This window comes from Terriglobia bacterium (genome assembly GCA_020073185.1).
In the GTDB taxonomy this organism is placed as follows: domain Bacteria; phylum Acidobacteriota; class Terriglobia; order Terriglobales; family Acidobacteriaceae; genus JAIQGF01.
In genome coordinates this window covers 124334-139015 of sequence record JAIQFT010000013.1, presented here as the reverse complement: position 1 = coordinate 139015, position 14682 = coordinate 124334, and the positions used below count along the sequence as shown (strand labels likewise).

The following is a 14682-nucleotide window of genomic DNA, read 5'->3' as shown; positions in this document are numbered from 1 at the left end:
ATGTCCCTATCGCCGATCGAGGTGGTGGGTTTTGCCACCGGCGTGGGCTGCGTCTGGCTGGCGGCGCGCGAGAACGTGTGGAACTGGCCGGTGGCGATCGTCAACGCCGTCAGCTACGTCATCGTCTTCTTCGGCGCCAAACTCTACGCCGACTGCGGCCTGCAACTGGTGTACGTCGCCATCTCCCTCTACGGCTGGTGGAGCTGGCTGCATGGCGGCCGCGACCGCTCCGAGCTTCCGGTTACGCGCGTCCGCACTACCGCCATTCCGCTGCTCGCGCTGGTGACCATTGCCGCGACCGCCGCGCTCATGCTCCTGCTGCGCCGCTTCACCGACAGCACCGTGCCCTTCTGGGACGGCCTCACCACCGCCATGAGCCTGACCGCGCAATACATGCTGGCGCGCAAGATCATCGAGAACTGGTGGCTATGGATGGCCGCCGACGTCCTCTACATCGCGCTTTACATCTACAAAACGCTTTATCTGACCGCCGGGCTGTACGCGATTTTCTTCGCGCTGTGCGTGGTCGGCCTGGTCCGCTGGCAGAAACTGCTGGTTGCTCCCGAAGCCGAGGCCGAAGCCGGATGAGAAAGTAAGAAGTCAGAATTAAGAATTAAGAATTAAGAAAAACTCTTCCCGGCCGTTCCGTCGTTTTCTGTTCCGACTTCTTACTTCCTGCTTCCCTCGGTATCTCCCTAGAGCAGGACCCCCACGGATTAGAATGATCTCGTGACCGCCGTCCTCAAGAGTTTTGCCGCCGCCCTGGTCGGCACGGCCCTGTTCTTTTGCTTTTTCATGATGCTATCCATCCCGGTGCTGATGGTCCTGGCCAAGCTGCACGATCCCAACGCTCCCTTGCAGGCGCCCGACGTGGTGCTCGCGCCCACCGCATGGTTTCGTGTCGTCGGCTTGCCGTTGAGCGCCGCCGCCTTTGCGATTTGCTTCGTGCTGGCCATGAAGAAATTTCGCAAGAGCAGCTCTCAACCATCAGCGCTTGGCCGTCGGTGAGTCGAATGTGAGCGCCACCACCGCGTTCAAAGTCGCTTTTCGCATTGCGCTGGTGACGGTGCTTTTCTCCATCCTCGGCTTCGCCGTCGGCGGCTTGCTTGGCATTGTCAGCATCGCCGTGATGCGCGCCGCCCACATTCCCATCAAGGTGCAGGATGCACTCTGGTTCGGCGCCGTTCCCGGCGGTGTGCTGGGCGCGATCGCGGGCGCCGCCATCATCACCATCTCGGAAAGGCGTTCCCGCCCCTCATCTTGACGCTTCCCGCGACTCGCCCGCACACCGCTGCGCTTGTCATGTGCGACTGTGATGTCAATCCTTGGTCCCGGCATTGGCGGGTAGTAGGCTTAGGTTGGGTCTGTGTGGATATGAGGCCATCGCGCTCGGACCCATGTCCGGATATTTGTCGGCGAAATCGGAGCACGTTCTATGGCCAGCGCCCCGCCAGCTCACCGTTCACAGCTCGGACACTTCCGTCTGCTGGAAAGAATCGGCGCCGGCGGCATGGGCGAGGTTTATCGCGCTCGTGACGAGCACTTGCAGCGCGAGGTCGCCATCAAGCTGCTGCCGGCCGGCGTGGTTCACGATAGTGTCGAGCGAGCGCGTTTTCGCCGCGAAGCCCTGGCTCTCTCCAAGCTGAACCATCCTCATATCGCCACCATTCACGATTTCGACACGGAAGATGGCGTGGATTTTCTGGTCATGGAGTTCGTCCCCGGCGTGGGCTTGCGGGAAAAACTCGCTCGCGGCCCCTTACCCGAGCCGGAAGTGATTCGTCTGGCTGCGGAGCTGGCGGAAGCGATGGCGGCGGCGCACCAGTGCGGCGTGATCCACCGTGACCTGAAACCGGAGAACCTGCGTATCACTGACGATGGCCGGCTCAAGGTGCTGGACTTCGGTATTGCCAGGCTGACCTTCGCGGGCTCCGCCTCAGCGGCGGCGCAGGCGACGGCCGCCACTGTCGAGATGGAGACCGTTCCGCCGGAAGGCGGTATGGCCGGAACCCTCCCCTACATGGCGCCGGAACAGTTGAAGAACGAAAAAGTCGACGAGCGCACCGACATCTGGGCGGCCGGCGTCCTGTTGTACGAGATGGCGACCGGACGGCTGCCATTCGTGGCCGCCGCTTCCGGCCTGGCTACGGTGATCTTGCGCGAGTTTCCCATCTCGCCGCGGCAATTCCGGCCCGAACTCTCGCCGGCGCTGGAAGCGGTCACGCTGAAATGCCTGGAGAAGGAACCGGCACGCCGTTACCAGTCGGCCCGTGAACTGCTGGCCGCGCTGGAAACCTTGAGCTCGGGACCGCGACCGGCGTTGCAAGCCATCACGCCTCCGCGCCGGCCACGCGCCGCGTGGATCGCCGTCCCTGCCATCTGCGCGCTTGCCGTCGTCCTCCTCGCTCTGTATTACTTCCGCGGCAAATCGAGGGAAGCCTCTGCCGCGGTTCCTCTCATTCGGTCACTCGCCGTACTGCCGTTGGCCAATCTCTCGGGACAATCCGATCAGGACTACTTGGCCGACGGCATGACCGACGAGCTCATCACCGACCTGGCACATATCGGCGCTCTTAAAGTGATCTCGCGCACTTCCTGCATGCGCTACAAGAACAGCGGCAAGGCCGTGCCGGAGATTGCGCGCGAGCTGGGGGTTGACGCGGTGATCGAGGGCTCGGTGCTGCGGGTCGGGGATCGCGTGCGCATCACCGCGCAACTCCTCCATGGCCCGACCGATCACCATCTCTGGGCCGGGTCGTACGACCGGGATTTCAAGGACGTGCTCGGGTTGCAGGGCGAACTAGCGGAACGCATCGTGCAGCAGATCCAGTTGCGCCTGGGCTCGGAGGCGCGGGACCAGCTGCGGCAACAAAGGGAAGTGTCCCCCGAAGCCTACGACCTGTGGCTGCGCGGCAATTATCTGTACTTGAAAACCGACGAGGCCTCATTCCGCAAGCGCATCGAACTGTATCGCCGCGCGGTGGAGATCGATCCGAAATTCGCGCCCGCCCATGCCACCCTGTCGTTTGCCTACACCGGCCTGACGAGCTGGAACTTTGCTCCAGCGTCGCAAGCCTGCGGAGATGCCGAACGCGAAGCCCGGCAGGCACTGGCGCTCGACGATCAGTTAGCTTCGGCGCACACCGCGCTGGCCGATGTGCTTTTCTATTGCCGGTGGAATTTCCCGGAGGCCGAGCGGGAGATCAAGACCGCTATCCAGTTGAGCCCGAACTATTCATCCGCGCACTACGAGTACGCCTTTTTCCTCGCCCTGATGCGCCGCTTTGATGAGGCCGTCAGCGAAGCCAGGCTTGCCCGCACGCTCGATCCCGCGTCGCCGCGCGCGCGCAACGGCCTCGGCTATATCTACTACTACGCGCGTCGCTACGACGAGGCCATCCCGGAGCTGCAATCGGTGCTGGAGATGGAGCCGTCGTTTCCCATGGCGCACACCTTGCTCTCCATGACCTACACCCTCCAGGGCAAGCCGGAGGAGGCATTTCGCGAGCGGATGGCGCTGATAACGACGAGCGGCAACGCGGATCCGCGGTACATCGCGAGTCTGAACGCGGGGTTCGCGCGCGGAGGGCTGCGGTCGTTTGCGCGCCAACGCTTGCAGCACACGCTGGAACTCTCCCGCACGAAATATATCCCGCCCACCGGCATTGCAGTTTTGTATCTGCAAGCCGGAGAAACGGACGCTTGCCTGGATTGGCTGGAGAAGGCCTACGCGCTGCACGACGTCGAGTTGCTGGATGTCAATGCCGACCCGCAATTCGATCCCATCCGGCAGGATTCGCGATTCCGAGACCTCTTGCGACGAATTGGGTTCAGCGCGCCGGCGGACACGAGTGGGGTACGCAATAATTAGGGAGCCTCTGATCAAGGCTGCCCCGACGAGGGCGCCGGGGCCTACAGCGGCATGTGCTCAGAAACGCAAAGATTTAGGGCGGCCCTCAGGCCGCCCCTCTAACTACTAACTCCTAACTGCCAACTCCTGCTTCTTACGCCGGTGTTGGCCGTTCTCCCGGCACGATGCCCGGCTGCGCGCCGCCCGGTGCCGGTTTGAGCACCTGTTGCACGCCGTCATCATGCGGGGCCGGCGGCACCTTGGCCGCAAGCTGCTTGCCTTCGATCAACAGTTTGATCTCGTTGGCATCCAGCACTTCGCGCTCCAGCAGCGCCACCGCAATCCGGTGCAGGACATCGCGGTTGTTGCTCAGGATTTCCACCGCCGACTTGTACCCGGAATCGATGAACCGGCGGACTTCCTGGTCGATCTTGATCGCCGTGTCCTCGCTGTAGTCGCGGTGCTGCGCGATCTCGCGCCCCAGGAAGATCTGCTCTTCCTTCTTGCCGAAGGTCAGCGGACCAAGATCGCTCATGCCGAACTCGCATACCATCTTGCGGGCCAGCTCGGTGGCCTGCTCGATGTCGTTGCCGGCGCCGGTGGTCATGGTATTGAGGAACAACTCCTCGGCCACGCGCCCGCCCATCATGATGGCCAGCCGCGTTTCCAGGTACGACTTGCGATACGTGTGCTTATCGTCGATCGGCAACTGCATGGTCACGCCCAGCGCCATGCCACGCGGGATGATGGTGACTTTGTGCAGCGGATCGGAATCGTCGCGCAGCACGGCGACCAACGCGTGGCCGGCCTCGTGATACGCGGTGACCCTCTTCTCCTCCTCCGAGAGCAACATGGACTTGCGCTCGGCGCCCATCAACACTTTGTCCTTCGCCAATTCCATGTCGAACATGGCGACGGTCTTGCGGTTGGCGCGCGCCGCCAGCAAGGCCGCTTCATTGACCATGTTGGCCAGATCGGCCCCGCTGAAGCCGGGCGTGCCGCGGGCCAGGACCGACAAATCCACGTCGTCGGAGATGGGAACCTTGCGGGTGTGCACGCGCAGGATCTCTTCCCGCCCGCGCACGTCAGGACGCGGCACCACCACCCGCCGGTCGAAACGGCCGGGACGTAGCAACGCCGGATCGAGCACGTCGGGACGGTTGGTGGCCGCGATCAGGATGACACCTTCGTTGGATTCGAAGCCATCCATCTCCACCAGCAGTTGGTTGAGCGTCTGCTCGCGCTCGTCGTGACCACCGCCCAGCCCGGCGCCCCGATGGCGGCCGACGGCATCAATCTCGTCGATGAAGATGATGCAGGGCGCGTTCTTCTTGCCCTGCTCGAACAGGTCGCGGACGCGGCTGGCGCCCACGCCCACGAACATCTCCACGAAGTCGGAACCGGAGATCGAGAAAAACGGAACGTTGGCCTCGCCGGCCACCGCGCGCGCCAGCAAGGTCTTGCCCGTTCCCGGAGGCCCGACCAGCAACACGCCCTTGGGAATGCGCCCGCCCAGCTTCTGGAACTTCTGCGCCTCGCGCAGGAACTCGATGATCTCGCGCAGCTCTTCTTTCGCCTCATCCACGCCCGCCACGTCTTTGAACGTGACCTTCTTTTGCTGCATGGAGAGCAGGCGCGCGCGCGACTTGCCGAACGACAACGCCTTGTTGCCGCCGGTCTGCATCTGCCGGATCATGATGAACCAGAGCGCGCCTAACAGAATCAACGGAGCCAGGTTCAGCAGCCAAGTCGGCCAGCTTCCACTCTGCACGTCCTTGACCGTGATGTTGACGCCCTTGGCCTGAAGCGACTTGTACATATCAGGGTAGTTCGCCGGAACCGTGGTGTGGAACTGGGTCTTCTCGTTGCGGAACTTCCCCTGCACCTCGGTGCCCATGATGGTGACTTCCTGGATGTTGCTTTGGTCCACCTGGGACATGAACTCGGAGAAAATGATCTCCTTGGGTTTTTGCCCCGAGCCGCCGGCCTTGACTACCTGCCACAGCAACACGCCGGACAGTACAATTACCAGCCAGAAGACCACCGTCTTTACCGTTGAATTCACTCTGAAACTCCTCTACTCACCTTGGGCCGTAAACGAGCACAAAACCGCGCGCCTCATCTCATTAGATGCCGGACCCGTAAATCCGTCTCGCCTTTTCGCCACCCTCGTTTCCCATTGTAACCTTGCCGGAACCGCTTTTCCCTCCGCCGGGACAGGAAATTCGCGCGCCCGGTCGTCCCTTTCGTCATACCACCTTAGTGTGCTTCGTCCCTCCCTACTCCCGAAGCCGGCAGTCGGAAGCCTACTCAATCGTCGCCGCTGCGACTCCGCTGGTCGCGACGTATGGCAGGTTGCGCCGGAGCTGCGGCGCGCCCAGGCCGTACCCGAAGACAAAGCGGTCATCTACCTCGAAGCCGAAGTAGTCCGGGGCCAGCGAAATCCGCCGCGCCGACTGCCGGTCCAGCAGCGTCGCTACTTTCACCGAGGCGCCGCCACGCGCGAGCAGGTTGCGCAGCAGGAAATCGGTGGTGATGCCACTTTCCAAGAGCCCTTGCACCAGCAGCACGTGCGCGTTCTCGACGTGCACCTCGGGGCTGAAGAAGATCTCGGTGGCGGTGCTGCCGGCAGACGCAATTTGTTTGTATTCCGGCTTGACGAACTGGCAGATCACGGGGATATCGAGTTCGCGCACCAGGTCCGCCATAAACATGAATCCGTCCTCCAGTATGCATACGGCGTAGAGCGTACGGCCGTGGTAGTCGTCGGAAATCTGGCGCGCCAGCTGCTGGATGCGGTCGCGAATCTGCTCGGTGCTGAGCACGATCGTCGCAGGTTGGGGCTGTGCCGCATGGGTCACGGGAGTTCCTCGCTTCGAAGTCCGTAGCCGGTGGTCCGTAGTCCGGAGCTGCTCGCCGGACTGCCGGCTACAGACTACCTGGATCCGCTGCCTGCCATTATGGCTCGTTTTCGCCGCGCGGCACTAGCGGAACTTCTTCCAGCAGCAGCGCCTCGGCAGCCGTCTCCCGAACCCGGAATTGTTCCGGCGCCGCGAAGCCCGGAACCCAGACGATCTCCTCGCCGCTGACGACCACGGGCCAGAACGGCTTTTGCTCCCGCGGGATGTGCCGCGCCTGCAGCAATTCCTTTAGTTTCTTCGTCTCGCGCGTGTGCGCCGGCCAGTAGCGATCCCCCGCACGCCAGTTGCGCACCCGCAATTCGCCCTTCGCCAGCGCCGGATCGAGCAAAACTCGCGTGGCGCGGGCACCCTCGCCCGCAGGTTCCCGGGGTTCACCACTGACCATCGCTGCCCGAATCCTCGCACCCGCGACTCCCACCTCGCCAGGCACGGCGAGCGCCAAATCGTATTCGCGCTGCTCCTTGTTCGTTTGACACCTGCGCCGCAACCGGAGTTCCTGCCCCTGGCGCACCGCTTCCCAGCCATGCGGCAGGCTCAAGGCTTTGCCCTCCGGACCCTCCGCTGACGCGACTTCAACCAATGCATCGCTTTGGTGCAGGTCAAGCGTGCTTCCCAGAAAGGACACTACCTGCCGCATGACTCTTCGTCTCAAAGCAAGGGGCTGACCTTGCAAGGGCTTCAGGTCGACGGAAACCGGTCCGCCGCGCGCGACTGCTTCAGCATGATCGCGCGGGGGACCAATGAGCTTGAAATACAGCTTTTCGGTTTCATCGGTCCAGTAATCCTCTTCGGCGCGAGCGATTTCCGCCATGTCCGACAGGGCACGATCAATCGCAGGATTGTAGTCGCGCTTTAAGATCGGCAGAAGTTCGTGGCGGACTCGGTTGCGAAGGAAACTCACATCCTGATTAGTCACGTCCTCGCGCCACGGTTGCTTCAATCGCCTCAGATACCCGGTTAATTGCTCGTGGGAGATTTCCAGCAGGGGACGAACGATCCGAGGGGGAAGTTTTGCCTCGGGCGACATCTTCATCCCCTCACCTGTCGAGAGAGCGATAGCGGATAACCCTCTTGTCCATGCGCCACGCAGGAACTTCAGTAGTACTGTCTCCGCCTGATCATCGAGCGTGTGGGCCGTCGCTACGCGCTCAAGAAAACCCTCTTCAGGATCGGTCAATTTCCAGAAGAACGTGTACCGGAGCTTGCGCGCCGCCGCTTCCAGCGACAACTTGTGCGCGCGCGCGTAGGCGGGCGTGTCGTCGGAGCCACACTGGAATTGCAGGTCGAAGCTGCGGGCGAGGGAGCACACAAACTGCTCGTCGGCGTCGGCGTCGGCGCCGCGAATCTTGTGGTTGAAGTGAACGACGGAGAGAACGATGCCCAGCTCGGCACGCGCCTCCAGCAGCAGCCGCAGCAGGGCAACCGAATCGGCGCCACCGGAAACCGCTACGCCGACGCGGTCCCCGGGCCGCATCAGGTCGTGTTGGCGGATGTAGCTGAGGAAGCGCTGGCGCACGAACTCAATGCTAACTCCGAGAGCCGTTTTTGCCGCAGAGAAGGTGAGAAGGCAGCACATGGAAATTTACTTTTGGGTAAACCTTAGACGGTACCCACCCCCCTCCCACCGTCATCTAATAGAATCAGCAAATTACGAACGGAATACCGTGGAAATCCGACGGTTACCGTGGCGTGTGTACGTAGAATCAGCAAGTTACATCATAGCTTTCTGGAATACCTAACATATTGTGTTGTCAAAGAACAAAACCGCGTATGACCACAACCCGTAGTGGTTTTGCCGCAAAGCAAAAGGCCGCAAGGTGGTCGCCCTCCCTGCGGCCCTCGATGTGGCGCCGAATATTCAGCTACATATATTGTAACCCCGATGTCAATAGGAAGTTGGCGAATTTATCGCATGTGGTCTCGGGGGCCTCAACTAAGAGCGTGCCTCCTAATGTCGTCAAAGTTGATGACATCCACCCCATGGTCTTCAGCAATTTTGGTCAGCGGCCAATCTTGCGTGATCAGGAAATACTTGTTGGTAAAGCAGCTAATCAAGAGGGCGGTATCCGTAACTCCAAGCTTAGGGAACACGTTTTCGCCAAGGATATTGTCCTTCAAAACGTGCGATTCGGCCAATGGCTTGATAGCCTCGACAAAGTGGTTCATGAAGATCCTCAGGCGGTACTCGGGCATCTGGAAACAGTGGTTGGAGAGCTCGGCAAAAACGTGGGATTCGATCACCACACCCTGGAATTTGCCGACAAAAGTGCGAAGCAACTGGTAATCTCGCGGAGTAAACGAGGCCGTTCGCTTGAACGATGAGAGATAGCGCGAGTCATACCGCCCAACCAGCAGAAGGAGAAATAGATTAGTGTCAATCACGATGCCGCGCTGCCGATATCGTTGTGCTATGGCATCTTGAATGAGGCGCGGAGTCACGAGTCGGCCTTCCGTGTCTTCATGGACTTTACTGACCGGGAGGCCGCATCGATGGTAATAACCTTGAAATTCTTAGTAGGGGAAAAAACGTCTTCAAAGTAACTCACCACAACAGTCCAGTCACCGTTTTTCGCCTCCGCTTCTTCAACTGTGACGCCCCACCGCTTGCCAACTGTTTCGTTGAAATAGTTCTTGGCAATCTGAGCTGCATCCATTGCCGAAAGCTTCGACATTCTTGTTCTCCTAGCAGGGTCCGAAATACACGCAACAGTTTACAGCCCGGGCACCTTCTGGGCGATCAGCTTCTGCAACCGCGCCTGGAATTCGCCGAACGGCACGGTCTCGGTCTTCTCCTGGCCGCGGCTGCGAACGTTGACCGAATTCGCCTCCGCTTCTTTGTCGCCCACGACCAGCAGGAATGGGATCTTCTGCATAGCGTGCTCGCGGATTTTGGCATTCATCTTCTCGTTGCGCAGGTCAACTTCGACGCGGACGTTAGAGCCCTTCAGCGCGTCGCCGATCTTGTTGGCGTATGCGGCATGGCGCTCGCTGATGGGGATCACGACCACCTGCACCGGTGACAGCCACACGGGGAACGCGCCGGCGTAGTGCTCGATGAGCACGCCGAAGAAGCGTTCGATGGAGCCGTAGAGCGCGCGGTGCACCATGAGCGGCTGGTGGCGCTGGCCGTCCTCGCCCACGTACTCCAGATCAAAGCGCTTCGGCAGGTTGAAGTCGAACTGGATGGTGGAGAGCTGCCACAGGCGGCCGATGGCATCCACCAGCTTGACGTCAATTTTCGGGCCGTAGAACGCGGCCTCGCCGGGGATGATCTTGTATTCGATATTGCGACGATGGAGCGCGCTCTCCAGCGACTTGGTGGCCATGTTCCACTGGTCTTCGCTGCCGCTGAAATTCTTCTGGTCCTTGGGGTCCCAGGTGGAAAGCTCGACCTGGTATCTGTCGAAGCCGTAGACGCGCAGCACTTCCAGCGCGAAATCCATGCAAGCGACGACCTCGTCCTCGATCTGCTGCGGGGTGCAGAAGATGTGGGCGTCGTCCTGGGTGAAGCCGCGTACGCGCAGCAGGCCGTGCATCACGCCCGAGCGTTCGTAGCGATAGACAGTGCCGAGCTCGCCCAAGCGCACCGGCAGATCGCGATAGCTGCGCAACTTATCCTTGTAGATCAGGATGTGAAACGGGCAGTTCATGGGCTTGATGCGGTAATTGGCGTCGTCAAGCTCCATGGGCGTGAACATGTTTTGCGCGTAGTAGCCCTCATGGCCCGAGGTCTTCCACAGATCCACGCGCGCCACGTGCGGAGTGTAGACAAGATCGTAGCCGCGGCGGAGATACTCATCGCGCATCCAGTCTTCCATCTCCTTGCGCATGCGCCCGCCCTTGGGATGCCAGAAGATCAGCCCCGGCCCGGCGATGTCCTGGATGGAGAACAGGTCGAGCTGCTTGCCGAGCAAGCGGTGATCGCGCTTCTTGGCTTCTTCCTGCTGCTTGAGGAACTCGTCGAGCTCCTTCTTGCTGAAGAATGCGGTGCCGTAGATGCGCTGGAGTTGCGCGTTCTTCTCGTCGCCCAGCCAGTAGGCGCCGGCGATGTTGAGCAGCTTGAAGGCCTTGATCTTGCCGGTCGAGGGAATGTGCGGCCCGCGGCAAAAGTCCACGAACTTGCCGGTCTTGTAGAGCGAGATTTTTTCGTCGGGCTGGGTGAACTGTTCGATGAAGTGGCACTTCATGAAGTCACCCTCGCGCTGGAACCGCTCCAGACCTTCGCGGCGCGGCAGCCACTCGCGGGCGTAAGGCTCGTTGCGCTGCACGATCTCCTGCATCTTCTTCTCGATCTTCTCCAGGTCCTCGGGGGTGAACGGGGTGGGACGGTAGAAATCGTAGAAGAATCCGCTCTCGGTGGCGGGGCCATGGCCGAGCTTGGTTTCGGGGAAGAGTTCGAGCACGGCGGCGGCCATCAGGTGGGCGGACGAGTGCCGGTACACCTGCAGCGCTTCGGGATCGCGGTCGGTGAGAATGCGGAGCTCGGTGTCGGCCTCGAGCGGCCTGGTCAGATCAATCAGGTTGCCGTTGGGGTTTTCTTGCGGGGTCCCCAGCGCGCCCGCATTTGGCGCGATGGGGTGCTCCTTGGCGGCAAGGGCGGCGTCGGCCAGACGCGGCGAGATGGAGCGCGCGATGTCGAGCGCAGTGGTGCCCTTGGGCACTTCCTTGACGCTGCCGTCGGGCAGCTTGATGTGGATGATGTCGGCCTTTACTTCGACGCTGTCTGGCATGGAAAACTCCGCGGGTACGGCTGAAATCCTTGAGTTTAGAGGAAACGAGGGCGCGGCGCTAGGAGCGCGAGGATGTTCGGCGGGAGTTGGAGCGTGCTTGCATCACCAACATTATAACCGGAAAGCTCCAGCCCGGAGGGCGGCGCGATTTGTGAGCCCAGGTGTAACTTACGCGAAGCTGCTGTTCACGTCAGTTATCACGCTCCAACCTTCCGCGTGATGCAGAAGATAAGCCGCCCGAATCATCGAGCACCGCACCCACCGCCTCAACCGTGAGCCTACGCCCTTTTTCGAAACAGGCGAACCGCTGCGTAGATCACCACCACAATTATTACGATCTCAACCACACGCCAAAGCGTCATATCGTTGCCTCCCAAGGCAGCCCGATTGTCTCACCGACCCCTCCAGCGGCGATAGTTGGCGGTGCGCCCTCTGGAGCATACCGGTCTCGGTAGGTAATACCGCGGCCGTCTGGGATGTAGCCTCGCTGCACATGCTATCTGTCTTCCCATTTCGGGAGCCGCCAACCCTCGACACCACAAATTTTTCTCATGAAGTCACAGACACGCTCGCGTCACGCCGCTAATCTTAAGCTTGTGCGCACCGTGCGCGTGCGTAGTTGTGTCCTCGCAACCGCCGCTCGCACCCCGGCATCGCCATGCCCTCCGCCCGCCGCCCTTCGGTTCCTTTCGCAAACCACTGCCGACGCGCTACTACATTTGTTTTCAATATTTTGCCTCTAACTCCCGCTGATTCAAAGATCTGGCGGGAAATTCTCCGTAAGATCTTGATTCCAAAAGATCGAGGTAGCGGGGAGGGGGTTCCTTGCGGTGAAAGATTGACTGTTGCGCACGAGCCTTGCCAAGCGAGCAACGGGCCCGGCCCGTATACTGGGCCGCTCCACTTTCAACTTCAGGAGGTCGCATGCGCCAGGGCGGCATCTTAGTCATACTGCTTTGTGCAGTCATCAGCATGTTCGCACAGGAGAATGCCATGAGCACCGCGATTGAAAGCCCGGCGAAAAATGTTGCGCACGAGGGCGTGCGCGCCCCATGGCTCGATGCGGTGCAGAAGAAGATGGAAGGCGAGTTGGTCGCCAAGTATGGCGAAGGGCAGCGGGAGCGGGCGCGGCGCGGACTAAAACAGACGGGGGAATTCTGGCGTGCGGAAGATGGCGACCAGGCGGCGTTCGAGGCGTTCGTGCGCGCGAATTTCGCCGGCGACCAGGCGGCGCTGGACACGGTGTTTGCGCGCTTCGAGAAACTGCTGGAGCAACTGGACGGACACATGGGCGAGATCGTGCGCGAGTTCCGCACGCAAGCCGATCTGGACCTCGGTCCCATGCTGCCGCTGGATGAGACTTTCGCGGGCTACGATCCTGCGGCGCACATCACCGACGACTTCTTCAAGAACAAGCTGGCGTTCGTGGCGCTGCTGAATTTTCCGCTGACCACGCTCGACCAGCGGCTGACCGAGGGGCAGCACTGGACGCGGCGTCAGTGGGCGGAGGCCCGCCTGGCGCAGAGGTTCTCCAAGCGCGTGCCGGCGGAGGTGAACCTGGCCATCGCGCAGGCGCGCGCCAACGCGGACAACTACATCGCCGAGTACAACCTTTGGATGTACCACGTGGTGGGGCAGCCTTCAGCTCTTAGCTCGCAGCTTTCAACAAACGCGGATTCGCGCGCTGGCGATACGCGACTCTTCCCAAAAGGTATGAGGCTGCTGTCGCATTGGAATCTGCGCGACGAGATCAAGGCGGATTATGACCTGCCAAACGCCCTGGCGAAGCAGCGCACGGTGCAGCAGGTGATGGAGCGGATCGTCACGCAGACCATTCCGGAGGCGGCGATCAACAATCCGCAGGTAGACTGGAATCCCTGGACGAATGAGGTGAAGCCGGCAGCGGAGAAGGATTCGGACTTCAAACCCTCTCGGGTCGGAGACCCGAGCCACACAACCAATGCGCGCGAGCCGGACACGCGCTATGCCGTCCTGCAGAACGATTATTTTGCCGAGCGCAAGCTGGACCCATACTCGCCGACGGCGCCCACCCTGATTGCGCGGCGCTTCGACGAGAACCGCGAGATCCCGGAGCCGCGGGTACGCCAGATGCTGGTGGACGTGGTCAGCTCGCCGCTGGTTCCGAAGATTGCGGCGCTGATCGAGAAGCGGCTGGGGCGTCCGCTGGAGCCGTTTGACGTCTGGTACTCCGGGTTCCGGCCGAAGTCGGAATACAACGAGGCGCAGCTCGACGAGATGGTGCGCAAGCGCTACCCAACGGCGGAGGCGTATCGCACGGATATTCCGAACCTGCTGGTGAAGCTGGGCTTCGCGCCGGAGCGCGCGCGCTATGTGGCGGAAAACATCGTTGTCGATCCGGCACGCGGGTCCGGTCACGCCTGGGGCGCGCAGATGCGCGACGCCAAGGTGCACCTGCGCACGCGCGTCGATAAGGCGGGCATGAATTACAAGGGCTTCAACATCGCGGTGCACGAGATGGGGCACAACGTGGAGCAGACGTTCTCGATGAAGGACGTAGACCACTGGCTGCTCTCGGGCGTGCCCAACACCGCGTTCACCGAGGCGCTGGCTTTCGTCTTCCAGGCGCGCGATTTGGAATTGCTGGGCCTGCACTCGCCGAGCGCAAAAGATGAGGCGCTGCGCACGCTGAACGACTTCTGGGGAACGTACGAGATTGCGGGCGTGGCGCTGGTCGACATGGCGGTGTGGCACTGGATGTACGACCATCCCAACGCGACGCCAGCCCAGTTGCGCGAGGCCACGGTGCAGATCGCCAAAGACGTGTGGAACCAGTACTACGCGCCGGTGTTCAAGAAAAAAGATGTGGTGCTGCTGGCGGTGTACTCGCACATGATCCACTCGTTTCTCTACCTGCCGGACTACCCGATCGGGCACATGATCGCCTTCCAGATCGAAGAGCGGATGAAGAAGGCGGGCAAGGTGGGGCCGGAGTTCGAGCGCATGGCCAGCTACGGCAGCGTCGCGCCGGATTTGTGGATGACACACGCGACGGGCAAGCCGGTCGGGCCGGAAGCGCTGCTGAAGGCGACAGAACGGGCGCTAGGGGAGATTCGCCAATAGCCGCGAAAAACTACGGGGCGCGGAGCGAATCGCCGCGGATCCGAAATCAGGGCGGGCGAAGAAACGGCGGAACTTTCGT

At 61.4% G+C, this 14682-nt stretch carries 11 protein-coding genes; 5 read left to right on the top strand and 6 right to left on the bottom strand.

What is annotated here, in order from left to right:
* From pnuC to LAN64_06900, 4 genes are all read left to right on the top strand, one after another.
* Complete coding sequence (gene pnuC, locus LAN64_06915; protein ID MBZ5567567.1) at window positions 1-588, top strand: nicotinamide riboside transporter PnuC; 588 nt, start codon at window positions 1-3, stop codon at window positions 586-588.
* A gap of 141 nt (window positions 589-729) precedes the next feature.
* Window positions 730-1008, top strand: coding sequence for a hypothetical protein (locus tag LAN64_06910; GenBank protein MBZ5567566.1), 279 nt, complete (start codon window positions 730-732; stop codon window positions 1006-1008).
* A gap of 7 nt (window positions 1009-1015) precedes the next feature.
* Entirely contained in the window at window positions 1016-1264 is a 249-nt protein-coding gene (locus LAN64_06905; protein MBZ5567565.1) for a hypothetical protein, read from the top strand.
* 171 nt (window positions 1265-1435) lie between these two features.
* On the top strand, window positions 1436-3871 hold the full coding sequence (locus LAN64_06900) for a protein kinase (protein ID MBZ5567564.1): 2436 nt from the start codon (window positions 1436-1438) through the stop codon (window positions 3869-3871).
* 133 nt (window positions 3872-4004) lie between these two features.
* Here LAN64_06900 and ftsH read toward each other — a convergent pair whose 3' ends face one another.
* The 6 genes from ftsH to thrS all read right to left on the bottom strand — a co-directional run bounded on the left by ftsH (window position 4005) and on the right by thrS (window position 11501).
* Window positions 4005-5915 carry an ATP-dependent zinc metalloprotease FtsH gene (gene ftsH / locus LAN64_06895; GenBank protein MBZ5567563.1) on the bottom strand — a complete coding sequence of 637 codons (1911 nt, stop codon included), beginning with the start codon at window positions 5913-5915 and terminating at the stop codon, window positions 4005-4007.
* A 241-nt stretch (window positions 5916-6156) separates the two neighbouring features.
* Window positions 6157-6711 carry a hypoxanthine phosphoribosyltransferase gene (locus LAN64_06890; protein MBZ5567562.1) on the bottom strand — a complete coding sequence of 185 codons (555 nt, stop codon included), beginning with the start codon at window positions 6709-6711 and terminating at the stop codon, window positions 6157-6159.
* A 97-nt stretch (window positions 6712-6808) separates the two neighbouring features.
* Window positions 6809-8287: a tRNA lysidine(34) synthetase TilS gene (tilS, locus tag LAN64_06885; protein ID MBZ5567561.1), complete on the bottom strand. Its 1479-nt coding sequence runs from the start codon at window positions 8285-8287 to the stop codon at window positions 6809-6811.
* Between the two features lie 413 nt (window positions 8288-8700).
* Window positions 8701-9210, bottom strand: a complete 510-nt coding sequence (locus tag LAN64_06880) for a hypothetical protein (GenBank protein MBZ5567560.1) — start codon at window positions 9208-9210, stop codon at window positions 8701-8703.
* Window positions 9207-9443, bottom strand: coding sequence for a hypothetical protein (locus LAN64_06875; protein MBZ5567559.1), 237 nt, complete (start codon window positions 9441-9443; stop codon window positions 9207-9209). The genes LAN64_06880 and LAN64_06875 overlap by 4 nt, the downstream gene beginning before the upstream one ends.
* A 39-nt stretch (window positions 9444-9482) precedes the next feature.
* Window positions 9483-11501: a threonine--tRNA ligase gene (thrS, locus tag LAN64_06870; GenBank protein ID MBZ5567558.1), complete on the bottom strand. Its 2019-nt coding sequence runs from the start codon at window positions 11499-11501 to the stop codon at window positions 9483-9485.
* A 1077-nt stretch (window positions 11502-12578) separates the two neighbouring features.
* Between thrS and LAN64_06865 the strand changes: the two genes are divergently transcribed.
* The gene (locus LAN64_06865; GenBank protein ID MBZ5567557.1) at window positions 12579-14603 is read left to right on the top strand and encodes a hypothetical protein; all 2025 of its coding nucleotides are present in this window, start codon (window positions 12579-12581) and stop codon (window positions 14601-14603) included.
* Window positions 14604-14682 lie beyond the last annotated feature (79 nt).

Bases quoted from the DNA above. Each gene is read 5' to 3' on its own strand.
- pnuC (MBZ5567567.1), top strand. From the start codon at position 1: ATGTCCCTATCGCCGATCGAGGTGGTGGGTTTTGCCACCGGCGTGGGC.
- LAN64_06900 (MBZ5567564.1), top strand. From the start codon at position 1,436: ATGGCCAGCGCCCCGCCAGCTCACCGTTCACAGCTCGGACACTTCCGT.
- LAN64_06875 (MBZ5567559.1), bottom strand. From the start codon at position 9,443: ATGTCGAAGCTTTCGGCAATGGATGCAGCTCAGATTGCCAAGAACTAT.
- thrS (MBZ5567558.1), bottom strand. From the start codon at position 11,501: ATGCCAGACAGCGTCGAAGTAAAGGCCGACATCATCCACATCAAGCTG.
- LAN64_06865 (MBZ5567557.1), top strand. From the start codon at position 12,579: ATGGAAGGCGAGTTGGTCGCCAAGTATGGCGAAGGGCAGCGGGAGCGG.